Origin of the sequence: Pseudomonas sp. P116 (genome assembly GCF_020149425.1) — a bacterium.
Lineage (GTDB): Bacteria > Pseudomonadota > Gammaproteobacteria > Pseudomonadales > Pseudomonadaceae > Aquipseudomonas > Aquipseudomonas anatoliensis.
In genome coordinates this window covers 105,959-122,813 of sequence record NZ_JACVHB010000005.1, presented here as the reverse complement: position 1 = coordinate 122,813, position 16,855 = coordinate 105,959, and the positions used below count along the sequence as shown (strand labels likewise).

Here is a 16,855-nt window from a genome sequence, read left to right as displayed (position 1 = left end):
CAAATCGGCTTTATCGGCGTCGAACGGCAGCGGGGCAGGTAGCGGGGAAATAGCGACTTATTAATGGCTGCGGCCAAAAAGGCAAAAGCCCAATCCGGGGACTGGGCTTTTTTTCAGGGCCGCCATGGGCTTAGCTCACAGCGCTGTTGCGTTCGATCACACGGTCACCACCACCTTCGGCAAGCGCTTGGCCTTGTGGGGTTTTGTCGTAGCCGTCTTCGACCAGACCTTTTTCTTCCAAGCGATTGCGACCGTTTTCGGCGAGAGCCTGGCCTTGTGGGGTTTTGTCGTAGCCGTCTTCAACCAGACCTTTTTCTTCCAGACGATTGCGACCGTTCTCGGCAAGTTGACCTTGTGGAGTTTTGTCGTAGCCGTCTTCGGCCAGGGTTTGGCTGAACACCGAGTGGCTGTCTTTGACTTGCGGAGTGGCTTGTTCGGCAGCGGGCAGAGCGAAGGCAGTGCTGGCTAGCATCGAAAGGGTAAGACTAAGCAGTAATTGGCGTTTCATGATGGGTTGCTCCTTGGGAGGGCGATAAAGTGGGTACGAGGGCAATGCTACTCTCGATAAGTCGATATAAAAGTTCATAAACGCAATGGTAATAATCAACAGAATTGATTGTTCTGGCGGAAGGCTCTAGAACGGGCCTTCCAGAGGGGCGCTTTTGCACCGCAGTGGGTATTTTCGACCCACTCGCGCCTCGCAAAAGTGCGGGTGGCGGTAACGCTGCCTGACCGATCGGTCGGATTTGGCGCGGCTTTTTGCGCCTTAATCGGTCTTTCGATTAAACCTGCGGGCCTTTTGCCAGTCACAGATTTCATAAGGGGCGCTTTGGCCCGCCGTTTCAGCCGTACGCCGCAGGTTTTGCGTGCGGTCGTAATCAGGAGTTTTGTGCATGACGCGCACCGGAAAAATTTTCAGCTGGACCTTCGCTACCCTCGTACTGCTTCTGGCCGTACTGGTACTGATCATCGTGTTCTTCGACTGGAACCGGATCAAACCGCCGCTCAACGCCAAAGTCTCGGAAGAACTGCACCGACCGTTTGCCATCAACGGCAACCTCGCGGTGGTCTGGCAGCGCGAGCCGGATGAAGGCGGCTGGCGCGCCTGGGTGCCTTGGCCGCATGTGGTCGCCGAGGATTTGAGCCTGGGCAACCCGGACTGGTCGAAGCAGCCGCAGATGGTCACGCTCAAGCGCGTCGAGTTGCGTATTTCGCCGCTGGCCTTGCTGGGGCAGCGCGTGGTGATCCCGCGCATCGACCTGACCGAACCCAATGCCGAGTTGCAACGTCTGGCCGACGGCCGCGCCAACTGGACGTTCAAGTTCGATCCCAAGGATCCGAATGCCGAGCCGTCGAACTGGGTTGTCGATATCGGCGCCATCAAGTTCGACAAGGGCCACGTCACCCTTGATGACCAGACCTTGAAGACCAACCTTGATGTGCTGATCGATCCTCTGGGCAAGCCGATTCCGTACAGCGATATCGTCGGCGACAAAGCGGCGAAAACCACGCAGGACAAGGTTGGCGCACCGCAGGACTATGCGTTTGCCTTAAAGGTAAAAGGTCAGTATCACGGCCAGAAACTCAGCGGCCAGGGCAAGGTCGGCGGGCTGCTGGCCTTGCAGGACTCGAGCAAACCGTTCCCGCTGCAAGCCCAGGCGAAAATCGGCGATACCAGCATTGAGCTGGCCGGCACCCTGACCGACCCGCTCAACCTGGGCGCCCTCGACCTGCGTCTGAAACTGGCCGGTGACAGCCTCGGCAACCTCTACCCGCTGACCGGTGTGACCCTGCCGGACACGCCACCGTACGCCACCGACGGTCACCTGATCGCCAGGTTGCATGACGAGGCCGGCGCAAAATTCACTTATGAGAAATTCAACGGCAAGATCGGCAGCAGTGACATTCACGGTGACCTGACCTACGTCGCCAGCCAGCCACGGCCAAAACTCAGCGGCGCGCTGGTGTCCAACCAACTGCTGTTCGCTGACCTCGGGCCGTTGATCGGCGCCGACTCGAACGACAAGCAAAAGACTGGCAGCGGCGAGAGCAAGCAACCGGCAGACAAAGTGTTGCCGGTAGACGAGTTCAAAACTGACCGCTGGCGCGCGATGGACGCCGATGTCGAGTTCACCGGCAAGCGTATCGTCCACAGCGAAAAACTGCCGTTCACCGACCTTTATACCCACTTGATACTCAACGACGGCGAACTCAGTCTGGAGCCGCTGCGCTTCGGCGTGGCTGGCGGCAAACTCGATGCGCAAATTCGCCTGAATGGTCGCACCGAGCCGCTTGAAGGCCGGGCCAAATTGACGGCGCGCGGGTTCAAACTCAAGGAGCTGTTCCCGACCTTCGAGCCGATGAAAACCAGTTTCGGCGAGCTCAACGGTGACGCCAATATCAGCGGACGCGGTAACTCGGTAGCGAAGTTGCTGGGCGGCGCCAACGGAAATCTGAAGATGCTGATCAATGACGGCGCGATCAGTCGTGAACTGATGGAACTGGCAGGCCTCAACGTCGGCAACTACGTGGTCGGCAAAATCTTTGGCGACAAGGAAGTGAAGATCAACTGCGCAGCGGCGGACTTCGATATCAAGACTGGTCTGGCGACTACGCAGCTGTTTGTCTTCGATACCGAGAACGCGATTATCTATATCGACGGCACGGCGAACATGGCGACCGAGCAACTGGACCTGACGGTGACGCCGGAATCCAAGGGCTGGCGTTTGATTTCGTTGCGCTCGCCGCTGTATGTACGCGGCAAGTTCATCAAACCCAGCGCTGGCGTCAAACCGGTCCCGCTGTTGTTGCGCGGCGCGGGGATGGTGGCGTTGGGCGTGATTGCCGCACCGGCGGCGGGGCTGCTGGCGTTGGTGGCGCCGAGCGGTGGCGAGCCGAATCAGTGCGCGCCGTTGCTGGAGCAGATGAAGGCCGGCAAGGCACCGGTTACCGTCAAACCAACCAAGTAGGCCAAGATCAAAAGATCGCAGCCTTCGGCAGCTCCTACAGAGGAACGCATTTCCCTGTAGGAGCTGCCAAAGGCTGCGATCTTTTGATTCTAATTTTGACCCATCGCGAGCAGGCTCACTCCTACATCTGGAATGCGTTCCAAATGTGGGAGCGGGCTTGCCCGTGATGGCGATTTTGAAGGTTTACAGATCTTTCAGAATGTCAGCCATGTCATCCGCATGCTCTTCTTCCTGCGCGAGGATGTCTTCGAAGATGCGGCGGGTGGTCGGGTCTTTTTCGCCGATGTACTGAATGATCTCGCGATAACTATCAATCGCGATCCGCTCGGCGACCAGGTCCTCGTAGACCATCTCCTTCAAGCTGTTGCCGGCTACATATTGTGCATGGGACAGTTTCGACAGCATGTCCGGATTGAACTCCGGTTCGCCGCCCAATTGCACAATGCGCTCGGCCAGTCGGTCGGCGTGCTGGGCTTCCTGAACGGCATGCTCAAGGAACTCATCGGCGGCCGTGCTGGCCTTCAGACCGCTGGCCATGAAGTAGTGACGTTTGTAGCGCAAGACGCAGACCAGTTCAGTGGCCAGCGATTCGTTGAGCAAGCGCAGCACCTCTTCACGGTTGGCGCTGTAGCTTTCGGTCACTGCGCCGTTTTCCACGTGTAGTCGTGCGCGTTCGCGCAGTGTTTTGACATCTGACAGATGCAGGTCGTCGCTCATTTCAGTCTCCTGGAGGCTAATCCGATTGGCGCCACGCTCTACAGGCGCGATCGCCTACCCAGGTTGTGAGTGATGCGCGAGCGGAAAAGTTTTATCGGATCTACACCGAAGCTGCCGAAGGCTGCGATCTTGGCGCCAGGCCAGACAAAAGTGCTTCTTCCTGCAACCACGCAAAAAACGCCCGCACCGGCGGGTGCCGCTCGCGCCCCGGCACACAAAGCGCGCTGTAGCCGGCACCGTCGACTTGCACATCGCCTTGAAATGGCACCAGCAAACCACTGGCGATGCTTTCCGAAACCAGAATATTGCTCGCCAGCACCAAGCCTTGCCCGGCGATCGCCGCTTGCAACGCGTAATGCTCTTCATCGTATTCGCGAATCGCCGGATGCTGATTCAGCCAGTTCGCACCGGACTTTGCGCACCACGCGTCCCAGCCATGGGCATACAGGTTCGAGTTGTGCCAGCGCACGCTGATCAGCGCCGGCGTGCGCCGCGCCGCCAGCGCCACTTGTTCTGGCGAGCCGTAAACCCCGAACGATTCATCGAACAGGCACAAACCGTAGAGATTCGGGTAATCGTCGAGGCTGTAGCGCAGCACGAGATCGACACTGGCGTCCTGATGCAGATCGATCACTTCGCAATGCGTGTCCAGGCGCACATTGATGTTCGGGTGCCTGGCATAAAACCGCCCGAGGCGCGGCACCAGCCACAGCGCGGCAAACGCGGCAGTGGTCGACAGCGTCAGGCTGCTGCCACTGCGTTGCGGGCGCAAGGTGTCGACGCTTTGCGCCACGTCCAGCAGCGCGCCATGCAGGCTGCGGAACAGCCGCTCGCCGCCCTCTGTCAGGCGCACCTTGCGCGGCAGACGTTCGAACAGGGCCGCGCCGAGCCAATCCTCCAGCACACGGATCTGATGGGAGATCGCCGTTGGCGTTACCGACAATTCTTCGGCTGCGGCCTTGAAGCTCAGCAAGCGTGCAGCGGACTCAAAGGCGCGCAGGGCGGTCAACGGCAAGGAAGCGAACATTGAAACTCCATGGATGAAATGGATTCATCCCGAATGATTTTTGCTCATTTGAAGTCGGGCGGCTACGAGCTTCAAGCTGCAAGCCACAAGCAGTTGGATTCTAGTCCGGAGGAAGTACAGATGAGCAAAATTCTTGTGATCCATGCCAGCCCGCGCGGCGACCGTTCGCACTCGCGGCGTCTGGCGGAAGGTTTTCTCAGCGCCTGGCAAGTGCGTTATCCACAGCCGCAAGTGACGCGTCGTGAAGTCGGCCGGGCGCTGATTCCAGCGGTCAACGAGGCCTTTGTCGCGGCGGCATTCCATCCCGAGTCCGAAGCTCGGTCGCTGTCGATGCAGGCTGATCTGGCACTCAGCGATCAACTGGTTGGCGAGTTGTTCGATCACGATCTGTTGCTGATTTCCACGCCGATGTACAACTTCAGCGTGCCCAGCGGCCTCAAGGCCTGGGTCGATCAGATTGTGCGATTGGGCCTGACCTTCGATCACACGCTCGACAACGGTGTGGCCCAGTACACACCGCTGTTGCAGGGCAAGAGAGCGTTGATCGTCACCAGTCGCGGCGGTTTCGGCTTCGGTCCGGGCGGTGAGCTGGAGGCACTGAATCACGCCGACCCATGGCTGCGCACGGCGCTGGGTTTTATCGGCATCAACGACGTCACGGTGGTCGCGGCCGAAGGCGAGGAGTCTGCCGAACGCACTTTCGCGGTATCGGTGGCCGAGGCTGAGCAGCGCTTGCTTGAACTCGCGAGGGAGTTCCAGGTGGCCTGATTGTGGCGGGGGTTGCAGGGCTGAAGTAGGCTGAACGCTGCGTTGTCATCATTACAGCGGATGCTTGGCGGGTGTTTTGCACGCCTTGCATCCACTTACCGACCACAAGGATGTTTGCCCATGTCGACGCGTTATCCATTGGTGCTGGTGCCGGGAATGCTCGGGTTTATCCGGCTGGTGCTTTATCCGTATTGGTACGGGATTATCAAGGCGTTGCGCCGTGGTGGTGCAACCGTGATTGCGGTGCAGGTGTCGCCGCTCAATTCGACCGAGGTGCGTGGCGAGCAGTTACTCGCGCGCATCGACGAGATTTTGCGCGAAACCGGGGCGCAGAAGGTCAATCTGTTTGGCCACAGTCAGGGCTCGTTGACGGCGCGTTACGCTGCAGCGAAACGCCCGGATCTGGTGGCTTCGGTCACTTCGGTGGCCGGGCCCAATCATGGTTCGGAACTGGCCGACTATCTGCACAAACACTATCCCGCAGACAGCGCCAAGGGTCGTATCCTCGAAGTGCTGCTGCGTGTTGTCGGCTGGCTGATGGCGTTGCTGGATACCGGTTATCACGGGCCGAAACTGCCCGTGGATATCCACGCCTCGCATCATTCGCTGACCACTGAAGGCGTGGCGCTGTTCAATCAGCGTTATCCACAGGGCCTGCCTGAAACGTGGGGTGGCCACGGGCCGGAAGAGGTCAACGGCGTGCGGTATTACTCGTGGTCGGGTACGTTGCAGCCGGGCAAGACGGATCGTGGCGGCAATCTGTTCGACGGGACCAATCGCAGCTGTCGATTGTTTGCGAAAACCTTTGTCCGTGAGCCGGGGCAGTGCGACGGGATGGTCGGGCGTTACAGCTCGCATCTGGGCACGGTGATTGGCGACGACTATCCGCTGGATCACTTCGACATCGTCAACCAGTCGCTGGGGCTGGTGGGCAAGGGCGCGGATCCGGTGCGGTTGTTTGTCGAGCATGCGGCGCGCCTGAAAGCTGCTGGGCTGTAAGATCAAAATAAAAGATCAAAAGATCGCAGCCTGCGGCAGCTCCTACACGGGATCAGAGGTTATCCGCAAAACCGGCGGCGAACGCGGTGCCCTGTAGGAGCTGCCGCAGGCTGCGATCTTTTAAATCAGGCAACGCTGATTTTGCGGCCCAACACCGTCGTCCAGCGCTCGGAAAGAATCACCCCGCCCAACGTCAGCAAACCACCCACCAGGTGATACATCGCCAGTTGTTCCTTCAACACCAGCGCCGCAATCAGTGCGGTAATCAACGGCAGCAAGTTGAAGAACAGTGTGGTCCGGCTCGGCCCGAGGCGCATCACCGCCTGCATCCACGCCAGCGGCGCGACCATCGATGCCAGCAGGCACGCATACAACACCAGCGGAATATTCTGCAGCGTCAGCCCGGTTTTCGGTGAGGCGGCATACAGCGGAAACAACACCACAATCGCTACCAGCACCTGCAAATACAGCAACACCAGCGGCGGCAGGCGTAGCTGCCATTTCTTCAGCAAGGTGCTGTAAATCGCATAGGCGAGCGTGGCGATCAGCATCATCGCATCGCCCAAATTCACGCCGTGTTGCAGCAACGCGCCGAGGCTGCCCGACGACACCACCACCAGCACACCGGCAAACGACAGCACCGCCCCCACCAACGCACCGGCAGTCAGGCGCTGGCCGAGGCTGATGATTGCCATGGCCAGCGACATCAACGGCATCAGCGACAGGATGATGCCCATGTTGGTTGCCGTGGTCAGGGTCGCGGCGAAGTAGGCGAGGCTTTGATACACCGCCATGCCGAGCACGCCGAGGACGAAAATCTTGCCGAGGTTGGGGCGGATCTGCGGCCAGTGCGCGATCACTTGTTTGAGCATGAACGGGGTGAACAGCAAACCGGCTAGCAGCCAGCGGTAGAAACCGATTTCGGCCGGAAAGATCGCGCCGACCGCGAGTTTGTTGATCACGGTGTTGCCGGCCCAGATAAAGATCGCCAGCAGGGGAAAAGCGTATTGCATGCGTTGAAACCAGTACGTTGATGAAACGTGATTATCCCCTGTCTGGATGCAGCCCTATACTTCGAACCAGACAACCTGCCACTGAAAGCGGACAGCATGAACAGTAAACACATTGATCTGCTCGATTTCAGCGAACTGCCGTCAGCGGTGTACTTCCGTTACGCCGATTTCAACGCCCATGAGTTTGCCGCGCCGCACCGCCATCCGTGGGGCACTCTGGAATACGCCGCTCACGGGGTGTTGCACATGGACGTCGATGGCAGTCGTTTCATGTCCCCGCCGCAATACGCAGTGTGGGTGCCACCGCAGGTCGAACACAGTTTCTATAGTCATCAACCGGTCAATTATCGGGCGGTATGTCTCGATCCCAAGGTTTGCGCCGAGCTGCCGGCGCGGGCCTGCACATTGGCGATCAGCGATATCCTCAAGGCGATTCTCAAAGACTTCGCCGCCCGTGACGTGAAGATTCCCGAGCTGGATGCTGATCAGCGTCTGGCTCAGGTGCTGGTCGATCAACTGCAACAGGCGCCAGTGCATGAGTGTTATCTGCCGTATGCAAGCAGCCCCGGATTGCTGGCGATTCTTGAAACGCTGCAAGCGCAGCCAGGCAACAACCAGCCGCTGGCGCACTGGGCGTCGCAGGTGCATGTCAGCGAGCGCACGTTGGCGCGGCAGTTTGTTCGAGAGCTGGGGATGAGTTTCGGCGAGTGGCGCCAGCGTCTGCGCTATCTCGCCGCAATTGAAGCGCTGGAAACGTCGCACAGCGTGCAGGAAATCGCTTTTGATCTCGGCTACAGCAGCGGCTCGGCGTTTATCGCCATGTTCGCGCGGCAGGCCGGTTGCACGCCGGAGCAGTACCGCCGTAGCCACCTGGAAGGCAGGAAGATGTAACAGGATTTGGCTACACTCCAGCAGAGGCCGCCTCCATCGAAGCGGCGACAAGGAGAAAACTCCATGAAGATGTTGCGTGTCCCGTTGTTGATGATTGGTTTGCTCCTGTGTTCCCAGGGTTTCGCCGCCACGGCGCAACAGAACAAAATGACCACCTGCAATGCCGATGCGACCGCCAAGAGTCTGAAAGGCGATGAGCGCAAAACCTTCATGAGCACTTGCCTGAAGGCAGCGCCGGCGGCCAATGACGCCAAGGCCCTGACCCCGCAACAGCAGAAGATGACCACCTGCAACGCCGATGCGAAAACCAAAGCCCTGAGCGGCGATGCGCGCAAGGCGTTCATGAGTGAGTGCCTGAAGAAAAAGTGATCCTCTGACCTTGTGGTGAGCGTGCCGGCCTCATCGCGGGCAAGCCCGCTCCCACAGGGTTTTGGTCGGCTCAGATAATTTGTGTACGACGCAATCACTGTGGGAGCTGGCTTGCCAGCGATGAGGCCAGATAGCCCCCTGAGCTTTTGACTCATGGCCCCGATCAGGCTTGCCCCAGCATATCCCTAGTGCTCCCCCCGGAACGCTGGCAGACTGCCAATCCTTTTACGCCGTTCGTTTTGAGGCTGTATGCCAACGTTTTCTGAGCGTCATGTTGTGTTCTGGGTCAGTTGCATCATCATTTTCGGCGGGTTGCTGCTCGTCCTGCCGCTGCGGTTGTTGCCCAGCCTGCTGGCCGGGTTGCTGGTGTTCGAGCTGGTCAACATGCTCACCCCACAACTGCAACGGCTGATCGAAGGTCGCCGCGCTCGTTGGCTGGCGGTGGCACTGCTCGGTACGCTGGTGGTCAGTGTGCTGGCGTTGCTCTTCGCCGGGGCTATCAGTTTCCTCCTGCACGAAGCGGAAAATCCCGGCGCCTCTCTGGACAAATTCATGGGCGTGGTCGATCGGGCGCGCGGTCAGTTGCCGCCGTTCATCGATGCCTATTTGCCGGCCAGCGCCGCTGAATTTCGTGTGGCCATCGGCGAATGGATGAGCAAACACCTGTCCGATCTGCAACTGGTGGGCAAAGACGCGGCGCACATGTTCGTGACGTTGCTGATCGGCATGGTGCTCGGCGCGATCATCGCCTTGCAGCGCATACCGGACGTGACCAAACGCAAACCGCTGGCGGCCGCGCTGTTCGACCGTCTGCACCTGCTGGTTCAGGCCTTTCGCAACATTGTTTTCGCGCAGATCAAGATCTCCCTGCTGAACACCTTCTTCACCGGGATATTCCTCGCGGTGATCCTGCCGATGTTCGGCGTCCATCTGCCGTTGACCAAGACGCTGATCGTCCTGACCTTCCTGCTCGGCCTGTTGCCGGTGATCGGCAACCTGATATCGAACACGCTGATCACCATCGTCGGTCTGTCGCTGTCGATCTGGGTGGCGATGGCCGCACTGGGTTATCTGATTTTCATCCACAAGCTCGAATACTTCCTCAACGCGCGCATTGTCGGCGGGCAGATCAGTGCCAAGTCGTGGGAATTGCTGCTGGCGATGCTGGTGTTCGAGGCCGCATTCGGCCTGCCGGGCGTAGTGGCGGGGCCGATTTATTATGCGTATCTGAAGAGTGAGTTGAAGCTGGGCGGGATGGTTTAAAACAGCAGCTTCGAGTTTTCAGCTGCAAGCTGCAAGTAAGGGCAAAAGCAGATGCGCTTTTGATCCTGCTTGCAGCTTGAAGCTCGCAACTTGCAGCTGGCGTTAAACGCCGTAACGTTTACGGGCCTCAATCGCCAAACCGCTGCCAATGCTGCCGAAGATATTCCCCTCGACGTGCCGCGCATTCGGCAACATCGCCGAAACGCTGTTGCGCAGCGCCGGGATGCCGCTGGAACCACCGGTGAAGAACACCGTATCCACTTGATCCACGCGCACATTGGCGTCGTTCAGCAAATTCGTGACGCTGCCGCGCACCCGCTCCAGCAGGGCATCGATCGCTGATTCAAACAACGCCCGCGTCAGTTCCACGCTCAGCCCGGCTTCGATGCGGTCCAGCGGCACGTGGCGGCTGTCGGCGTGGGTCAGCTCGATCTTGGTTTCCTCGACTTCCATCGCCAGCCAGTGCCCGGCGCGTTGTTCGATCAACTTGAACAGGCGATCAATGCCGCCCGTGTCTTCGATGTCGTAGCGCATGCTGCCCAGCGCCAGACTCGATTTTTGCGAGTACACCGAGTTGATCGTGTGCCAGGTTGCCAGGTTCATATGATGGCTGGTCGGCATGTAGGCGCCGCTCTTCATGCGGCTGCCGTAGCCGAACAGCGGCATCAGGCCTTGCAGGCTCAGCTGTTTGTCGAAGTCGGTCCCGCCGATGTGCACGCCGCCGGTGGCGAGAATGTCGTCGTGGCGGTTATCCACACCGCGACGCTCGGGCGACAGGCGGACCAGCGAGAAGTCGGATGTACCACCGCCGATGTCGACGATCAGGACCAGCTCTTCCTTTTCGATGGTCGACTCGTAGTCGAAGGCCGCAGCGATCGGTTCGTACTGAAACGACACGTCTTTGAAACCGATCTTTTTCGCCACGTCGACCAACGTGTCTTCGGCTTCCTGGTCGGCCAGCGGATCGTCATCGACGAAAAACACCGGGCGGCCGAGCACCACTTGCTCGAACTCCCGACCGGCGGCGGTTTCGGCGCGGCTCTTCAGTTGGCCGATGAACAGGCCGAGCAGGTCCTTGAACGGCATCGCCGTGCCAAGGACGCTGGTGTCGTGCTTGATCAGCTTGGAGCCGAGCAGGCTTTTCAGCGAGCGCATCAGGCGGCCTTCGTAGCCTTCCAGGTACTCGTGCAGCGCCAGGCGACCGTACACCGGGCGGCGCTCCTCGAAGTTGAAGAAGACCACCGACGGCAGGGTGATCTTGTCGTCTTCCAGCGCGATCATCGTTTCCATGCCGGGGCGCAGCCAGCCGACGGTGGAGTTGGACGTGCCGAAGTCGATGCCGCAGGCACGGGCTGGAGAGGCGTCTTTCATGTCTTTCGGTTCCGGTCAAAAAAACGGCCGCGCAGTGTATGTCAGTGCGCGGCAGATTCGTAGGCCGGTCATCTGCTATTTGATGACTAATCTCGCTTGAAACTCGCCGCTTTGCCCCAAACTTGCTGGCATGGGCCGGCAGATACACCGGCGGTCGCAAGAACCGCCGTCCACTGCCGATAAACTTCTGCAGCGCCACCCGGTCACAAACTTGAGATCGGTCAACCCGGCACGCGCGAATCGGCGCATGCTGGCATGGGCGCGAAATCGATAACGGATGGTGATTCCTTCAATGGACTTCAAAGACTATTACAAGATACTCGGCGTGGAGCCGACAGCAGACGACAAGGCCATCAAGGCTGCCTATCGCAAGCTGGCGCGCAAGTACCACCCCGATGTCAGCAAGGAAAAAGACGCCGAGTCCAAATTCAAGGACGCGTCGGAAGCCTATGAAGCGCTGAAAAGCGCCGACAAACGCGCCGAATACGACGAGCTGCGCCGCTACGGCCAGCACGGTCAGCCGTTCCAGGGACCGCCGGGCTGGCAGAGCCGTGGCGGTTTTGGTGGCGGCGGTCAGGACACCGGCGACTTCTCGGACTTTTTCAGTTCGATCTTCGGCAATCGCGGCCCCGGTTTCGGTGGTGGTGACGGTCGGCAACAACGCAGTGCAGGGCGCCGAGGGCAAGACGTGGAAATGGAACTGCCGATCTTCCTCGAAGAAACCCTTTCGAACGAATCGAAAAAGGTCACCTTCCAGGTGCCGCAATACAACGCGGCGGGCCAGCACGTCAGCAACACCAGCAAAAGCCTGAACGTGAAGATCCCTGCGGGTGTGACCGACGGCGAGCGCATCCGCCTCAAGGGCCAGGGTGCACCGGGTGTGGGTGGTGGCGCGAGTGGCGATCTGTACCTGACCATCCGTCTGGCGCCGCACCCAAAATTTGATGTCGAAGGCGAGAACCTGATCATCACGCTGCCTTTGGCACCGTGGGAGTTGGCGCTGGGTGCCGAAGTGGCCGTGCCGACCCTGACCGGCAAGATCAACCTCAAGGTGCCGGCCGGCAGCCAGAACGGCCAGCGCATGCGCGCCAAGGGCCATGGTCTGAAAAACAAGGCCGGTGAGCGTGGTTATCTGTTCGTGCAGCTCAAAGCCGTCATGCCAAAGACCGCCGACGACGAGGTCAAGGCGCTGTGGCAGGAACTGGCGAAGAAAGCCGCTTTCAATCCGCGAGAGAACTTCTGAACCCAGCGACGGAGTAGCCCATCATGAGCAGCCCCCTGATCGTTCAACTGGACATGGCAGAATTCTGCGAGGCGGCCGATTTGTCGGACGTCTACGTGATCGAAATCGTCGAACACGGCATCCTCGAACCTCAGGGCGCGCAGCCCCGGGAATGGCGCTTCACCGATTACGAACTGGCCCTGGCCAAGCGCGCCGCGAAGCTGCGGCGCGATCTCGATCTGGAATGGGAAGGCGTCGCACTGGCGCTGGACCTGCTTGAAGAGGTTCGCGAACTGCGCGCCGAGAACAGTATGTTGCGCCAGCGGTTGGGACGCTTGGTGGTCGAATAACCGAATCGCGGTCCCTGTAGGAACTGCCGAAGGCTGCGATCTTTTGACCTTGTTTTTTAAAAGCAGGATCAAAAGATCGCAGTCTTCGACAGCTCCTACAGGGATTGGTGTACGCAGGCCCTTGTAGGAGTGAGCCTGCTCGCGATGAACGATTACGCGGTACGACAGACAGAATGAAAAAGGCCCGGATGGGCCTTTTTTGTCAGAACAGGAAATAGCGCTGCGCCATCGGCAGCGTTTCCGCAGGCTCACACCAGAGCAACACACCGTCAGCCTTGACCTGATACGTCTGCGGATCAACGTCGATGTTTGGCAGGTAATCGTTGTGGATCAAGTCGGTTTTCTGCACCTCGCGACACCCTTTGACCACCGCGATTTTCTTTTTCAGACCCAAGGCTTCCGGCAACCCGGCTGCCTGCGCCGCCTGACTGATAAACGTCAGGCTGGTGGCATGCAGTGAACCGCCATAGCTGGCGAACATCGGCCGGTAGTGCACCGGTTGCGGCGTAGGAATCGAGGCGTTGGCGTCGCCCATCAGGCTCGCCGCAATGGCGCCGCCCTTGAGAATCAACGTCGGTTTCACGCCGAAAAACGCCGGACGCCAGAGCACCAGATCCGCCCATTTGCCCACTTCGATCGAGCCGACTTCATGGCTGATGCCGTGAGTGATCGCCGGGTTGATCGTGTATTTGGCGATGTAGCGTTTGGCGCGAAAGTTGTCGTTGCCTGCGCCGTCCTGTGGTAGCGGGCCGCGCTGCTTTTTCATCTTGTCGGCAGTCTGCCAGGTGCGCGTGATGACTTCGCCGACGCGGCCCATGGCCTGGCTGTCGGAGCTGATCATCGAGAATGCGCCGAGGTCGTGGAGGATGTCTTCGGCGGCAATCGTCTCGCGGCGAATGCGGCTCTCGGCGAACGCCACGTCTTCGGCAATGCTCGGGTCGAGGTGGTGGCAGACCATCAGCATGTCGAGGTGTTCGTCGATGGTATTGCGGGTGAACGGCCGGGTAGGGTTGGTCGAGCTCGGCAGCACGTTGGCGAAACCGCAGGCCTTGATGATGTCCGGCGCATGTCCGCCACCGGCACCTTCGGTGTGATAGGTGTGGATGGTGCGGCCCTTGAACGCGCCGAGGGTGGTTTCGACGAAACCGGATTCGTTGAGCGTGTCGGTGTGGATCGCCACCTGCACGTCGTATTGGTCAGCGACGTTCAGGCAGTTATCGATGCTCGCCGGGGTGGTGCCCCAGTCTTCGTGCAGCTTGAGACCGATGGCGCCGGCCTTGACCTGCTCGATCAACGGCTCCGGCAGGCTGGCGTTGCCCTTGCCGGTGAGGCCGATGTTCATCGGGAACGCGTCGGCGGCCTGAAGCATGCGCGCCAGGTGCCACGGCCCTGAGGTGCAGGTCGTGGCGTTGGTGCCGGTGGCCGGGCCAGTGCCGCCGCCGATCATGGTGGTGACACCACTCATCAGCGCTTCTTCGATCTGCTGCGGGCAGATGAAGTGGATATGCGTGTCGATGCCGCCCGCGGTGAGGATCATGCCTTCGCCGGCAATGACTTCGGTGCTGGCGCCGATGGCGATGGTCACGTTGGGCTGCACGTCCGGGTTGCCGGCCTTGCCGATTGCGGCGATGCGCCCATCCTTGAGGCCGACGTCAGCCTTGACGATGCCCCAGTGGTCGATGATCAGCGCGTTGGTGATCAGCGTGTCGACGACTTCGGCAGCCAGCAGTTGGCTTTGGCCCTGACCGTCGCGGATGACTTTGCCGCCACCGAATTTCACTTCCTCACCGTAGGTGGTGAAGTCCTGTTCGACTTCGATCCACAGTTCGGTGTCGGCCAGGCGCACCTTGTCGCCGACGGTGGGGCCGAACATGTCGGCGTAGGCCTGTTTAGAAATCTTCATGTGCTCGCCTTGGGATTCAATTGGTTTTGAAATCGCTCGCATTACTCGCTTTCGCGAGCAGGCTCGCTCCTACATTTGATAGCGGTCTCATGTAGGAGTGAGCCTGCTCGCGATGGCTTTCTTGCAGTCACCTGATGACTTAGAGATCACCCATGACCCGCCCGGCAAAACCGAACACCCGCCGATGCCCGGCGTAATCCACCAACTCGACTTCCCGGCTCTGCCCCGGCTCGAAGCGCACCGCTGTGCCGGCCGCGATGTTCAGGCGCATGCCACGGCTGGCCGCGCGATCAAACGTCAGGGCGTCGTTGGTTTCGAAAAAGTGATAGTGCGAGCCGACCTGGATCGGCCGATCGCCGCTGTTGGCGACTTTCAGGCTGACGGTGCGGCGGCCGACGTTGAGTTCAATCTCGCCGGGCTGGATCTGGTATTCGCCAGGAATCATCACTGGGCTCCTTGCAGAATTTTGTAGTAGAGGGCAGTCGGTCGATACGTGCCGTGGGGATCGCAGGCGTAGTCGGGGATGGCCCCGGCGCGGATGTAACCCAAGGCCTTGTAGAAGTCTTCAGCAGGCGAGCCTGCCTCGGTGTCGAGGTAGAGCATGCCGCGCTTGTGCTTGGGCGCTTCGAGCTCCAGCGCTGTCATCAGTTGCTGGCCGAGACCACGACGACGCGCTTGCTCGCGTACCAGCAGTTTTTGCACTTCGGCGCGATTCAGACCGTTGGCCTTTTGGCACAGGCCCAACTGCACACTGGCCAGCACTTGCTCGTCGTTGACCACCACCCAAAGCAACACGCTGCCCTTGTTGACGTTGTCTTGCACCTCATCGAAATAGGCGCGGGCCTGCGCGGCATCGAGGTCGGCCATGAAGCCGACACTGGCGCCATACCCCACGGCATCAAGCAGCAGATCGATCAGGCCCTGACGATAATGCGCAAAACTTTCAGCGTTGACGCGGCGCAGTTGGGCGGCGTTCATCGGTGTCACTCCTTGTCGGTGTCGGGCGGCTCCGCGCCAGGGTTGAGGGTCAGTTGCATGAAGGTCAGGTCCAGCCAGCGGCCGAACTTGGTACCGACTTGCGGCATCTGCCCGGTGATGAGGAAACCGGCGCGCTCGTGCAGGCGAATCGAGGCGGCGTTGCCGCTTTCGATGGCGGCGACCATGACGTGTTTGCCGCAGGTTTTTGCGCGCTCGATCAGTGCAGTCATCAGTTGCGGACCGAGGCCGTTGCCGCGTTGGTCGTTGCGTACGTAAACCGAATGCTCGACGGTGTGGCGGAAGCCGTCGAAGGGCCGCCAGTCACCGAACGAAGCGTAGCCGAGCACCGTGTTGTCGCTGTCGACGATCACCAGAATCGGGTACGCCTGCGCCTGGCGTGCGGCGAACCACGCTTGCCGGTTGCCGAGGTCGACGGCCGATTCGTTCCAGATCGCCGTGGTGTTGAGCACGGCGTCGTTGTAGATATCGCGGATCGCCGGCAGGTCGGCGTGGAGGGCATCGCGAATGGCGTAGGTCATGGCGCGGCCTCAGACAATCGGTTGGTGGACGGTGACCAGTTTGGTGCCGTCGGGGAACGTTGCCTCAACCTGAATCTCCGGGATCATTTCCGGGATGCCTTCCATCACCTGGTCGCGGCTGAGCAGGGTGGTGCCGAAGTGCATCAGCTCGGCGACGGTGCGGCCGTCACGGGCGCCTTCGAGCAGGGCTGCGGAGATGTAGGCCATGGCTTCCGGGTAGTTGAGCTTCACACCGCGAGCCAAACGCCGCTCGGCGACGAGGCCGGCGGTGAAGATCAGCAGCTTGTCTTTTTCGCGTGGGGTCAGGTCCATTTGGAATCAATCTCGGCAGTTAAAGATATTAAGTCGTGCGCACTGTAGGAGCTGCCGAAGGCTGCGATCTTTTGACTTTGTTTTTAAGTGCAAGATCAAAGGATCGCAGCCTCGTTTCACTCGACAGCTCCTACAGGGGGATTGCATTTCAGGGTTCAAATGCG

At 59.9% G+C, this 16,855-nt stretch carries 18 protein-coding genes; 8 read left to right on the top strand and 10 right to left on the bottom strand.

Going from position 1 to position 16,855, the window contains the following annotated elements:
* Positions 1-130: 130 nt before the first annotated feature.
* Entirely contained in the window at positions 131-508 is a 378-nt protein-coding gene (locus ICA15_RS18020) for a hypothetical protein (protein ID WP_210554235.1), read from the bottom strand.
* 385 nt (positions 509-893) lie between these two features.
* Between ICA15_RS18020 and ICA15_RS18015 the strand changes: the two genes are divergently transcribed.
* On the top strand, positions 894-2,969 hold the full coding sequence (locus tag ICA15_RS18015; protein ID WP_150602602.1) for an AsmA family protein: 2,076 nt from the start codon (positions 894-896) through the stop codon (positions 2,967-2,969).
* A gap of 183 nt (positions 2,970-3,152) precedes the next feature.
* Here ICA15_RS18015 and ICA15_RS18010 read toward each other — a convergent pair whose 3' ends face one another.
* Positions 3,153-3,686, bottom strand: coding sequence for a bacterioferritin (locus ICA15_RS18010; RefSeq protein WP_150602601.1), 534 nt, complete (start codon positions 3,684-3,686; stop codon positions 3,153-3,155).
* A gap of 100 nt (positions 3,687-3,786) precedes the next feature.
* Positions 3,787-4,713, bottom strand: a complete 927-nt coding sequence (locus ICA15_RS18005) for a LysR substrate-binding domain-containing protein (RefSeq protein WP_210554234.1) — start codon at positions 4,711-4,713, stop codon at positions 3,787-3,789.
* Positions 4,714-4,833: 120 nt separating this feature from the next.
* Here ICA15_RS18005 and ICA15_RS18000 point away from each other — a divergent pair, with 120 nt between their 5' ends.
* Both ICA15_RS18000 and ICA15_RS17995 read left to right on the top strand, forming a co-directional pair.
* Positions 4,834-5,481 carry an FMN-dependent NADH-azoreductase gene (locus ICA15_RS18000; RefSeq protein ID WP_210554233.1) on the top strand — a complete coding sequence of 216 codons (648 nt, stop codon included), beginning with the start codon at positions 4,834-4,836 and terminating at the stop codon, positions 5,479-5,481.
* A gap of 120 nt (positions 5,482-5,601) precedes the next feature.
* Positions 5,602-6,480: an esterase/lipase family protein gene (locus ICA15_RS17995; protein ID WP_150602598.1), complete on the top strand. Its 879-nt coding sequence runs from the start codon at positions 5,602-5,604 to the stop codon at positions 6,478-6,480.
* A gap of 125 nt (positions 6,481-6,605) precedes the next feature.
* Here ICA15_RS17995 and ICA15_RS17990 read toward each other — a convergent pair whose 3' ends face one another.
* Positions 6,606-7,493: a DMT family transporter gene (locus ICA15_RS17990; protein ID WP_210554232.1), complete on the bottom strand. Its 888-nt coding sequence runs from the start codon at positions 7,491-7,493 to the stop codon at positions 6,606-6,608.
* Positions 7,494-7,589: 96 nt separating this feature from the next.
* On the opposite strand from ICA15_RS17990, the gene ICA15_RS17985 reads away from it, so the two are divergent.
* From ICA15_RS17985 to ICA15_RS17975, 3 genes are all read left to right on the top strand, one after another.
* Entirely contained in the window at positions 7,590-8,384 is a 795-nt protein-coding gene (locus ICA15_RS17985; RefSeq protein WP_150602596.1) for an AraC family transcriptional regulator, read from the top strand.
* Positions 8,385-8,447: 63 nt separating this feature from the next.
* Complete coding sequence (locus ICA15_RS17980; protein WP_042557433.1) at positions 8,448-8,753, top strand: PsiF family protein; 306 nt, start codon at positions 8,448-8,450, stop codon at positions 8,751-8,753.
* A gap of 249 nt (positions 8,754-9,002) precedes the next feature.
* Positions 9,003-10,016: an AI-2E family transporter gene (locus ICA15_RS17975; RefSeq protein WP_150602595.1), complete on the top strand. Its 1,014-nt coding sequence runs from the start codon at positions 9,003-9,005 to the stop codon at positions 10,014-10,016.
* Between the two features lie 102 nt (positions 10,017-10,118).
* Here ICA15_RS17975 and ICA15_RS17970 read toward each other — a convergent pair whose 3' ends face one another.
* The gene (locus tag ICA15_RS17970) at positions 10,119-11,387 is read right to left on the bottom strand and encodes an Hsp70 family protein (RefSeq protein ID WP_042557435.1); all 1,269 of its coding nucleotides are present in this window, start codon (positions 11,385-11,387) and stop codon (positions 10,119-10,121) included.
* A gap of 292 nt (positions 11,388-11,679) precedes the next feature.
* On the opposite strand from ICA15_RS17970, the gene ICA15_RS17965 reads away from it, so the two are divergent.
* Positions 11,680-12,630: a DnaJ C-terminal domain-containing protein gene (locus ICA15_RS17965; protein ID WP_042557436.1), complete on the top strand. Its 951-nt coding sequence runs from the start codon at positions 11,680-11,682 to the stop codon at positions 12,628-12,630.
* Between the two features lie 23 nt (positions 12,631-12,653).
* Positions 12,654-12,959 carry a chaperone modulator CbpM gene (locus ICA15_RS17960; protein WP_150602593.1) on the top strand — a complete coding sequence of 102 codons (306 nt, stop codon included), beginning with the start codon at positions 12,654-12,656 and terminating at the stop codon, positions 12,957-12,959.
* A gap of 202 nt (positions 12,960-13,161) precedes the next feature.
* Here the strand turns inward: ICA15_RS17960 and ureC are convergent, their stop codons facing one another.
* The 5 genes from ureC to ureA all read right to left on the bottom strand — a co-directional run bounded on the left by ureC (position 13,162) and on the right by ureA (position 16,691).
* Entirely contained in the window at positions 13,162-14,862 is a 1,701-nt protein-coding gene (gene ureC / locus ICA15_RS17955) for an urease subunit alpha (RefSeq protein WP_150602592.1), read from the bottom strand.
* Positions 14,863-15,001: 139 nt separating this feature from the next.
* The gene (locus ICA15_RS17950; protein WP_210554231.1) at positions 15,002-15,307 is read right to left on the bottom strand and encodes an urease subunit beta; all 306 of its coding nucleotides are present in this window, start codon (positions 15,305-15,307) and stop codon (positions 15,002-15,004) included.
* Positions 15,307-15,840 carry a GNAT family N-acetyltransferase gene (locus ICA15_RS17945; protein ID WP_210554230.1) on the bottom strand — a complete coding sequence of 178 codons (534 nt, stop codon included), beginning with the start codon at positions 15,838-15,840 and terminating at the stop codon, positions 15,307-15,309. The genes ICA15_RS17950 and ICA15_RS17945 overlap by 1 nt, the downstream gene beginning before the upstream one ends.
* A 5-nt stretch (positions 15,841-15,845) precedes the next feature.
* A complete protein-coding gene (locus tag ICA15_RS17940) occupies positions 15,846-16,379 on the bottom strand; it encodes a GNAT family N-acetyltransferase (RefSeq protein ID WP_210554229.1) in 534 nt (177 codons plus the stop codon).
* A 9-nt stretch (positions 16,380-16,388) separates the two neighbouring features.
* A complete protein-coding gene (gene ureA / locus ICA15_RS17935) occupies positions 16,389-16,691 on the bottom strand; it encodes an urease subunit gamma (protein WP_042557443.1) in 303 nt (100 codons plus the stop codon).
* Positions 16,692-16,855: the final 164 nt, after the last annotated feature.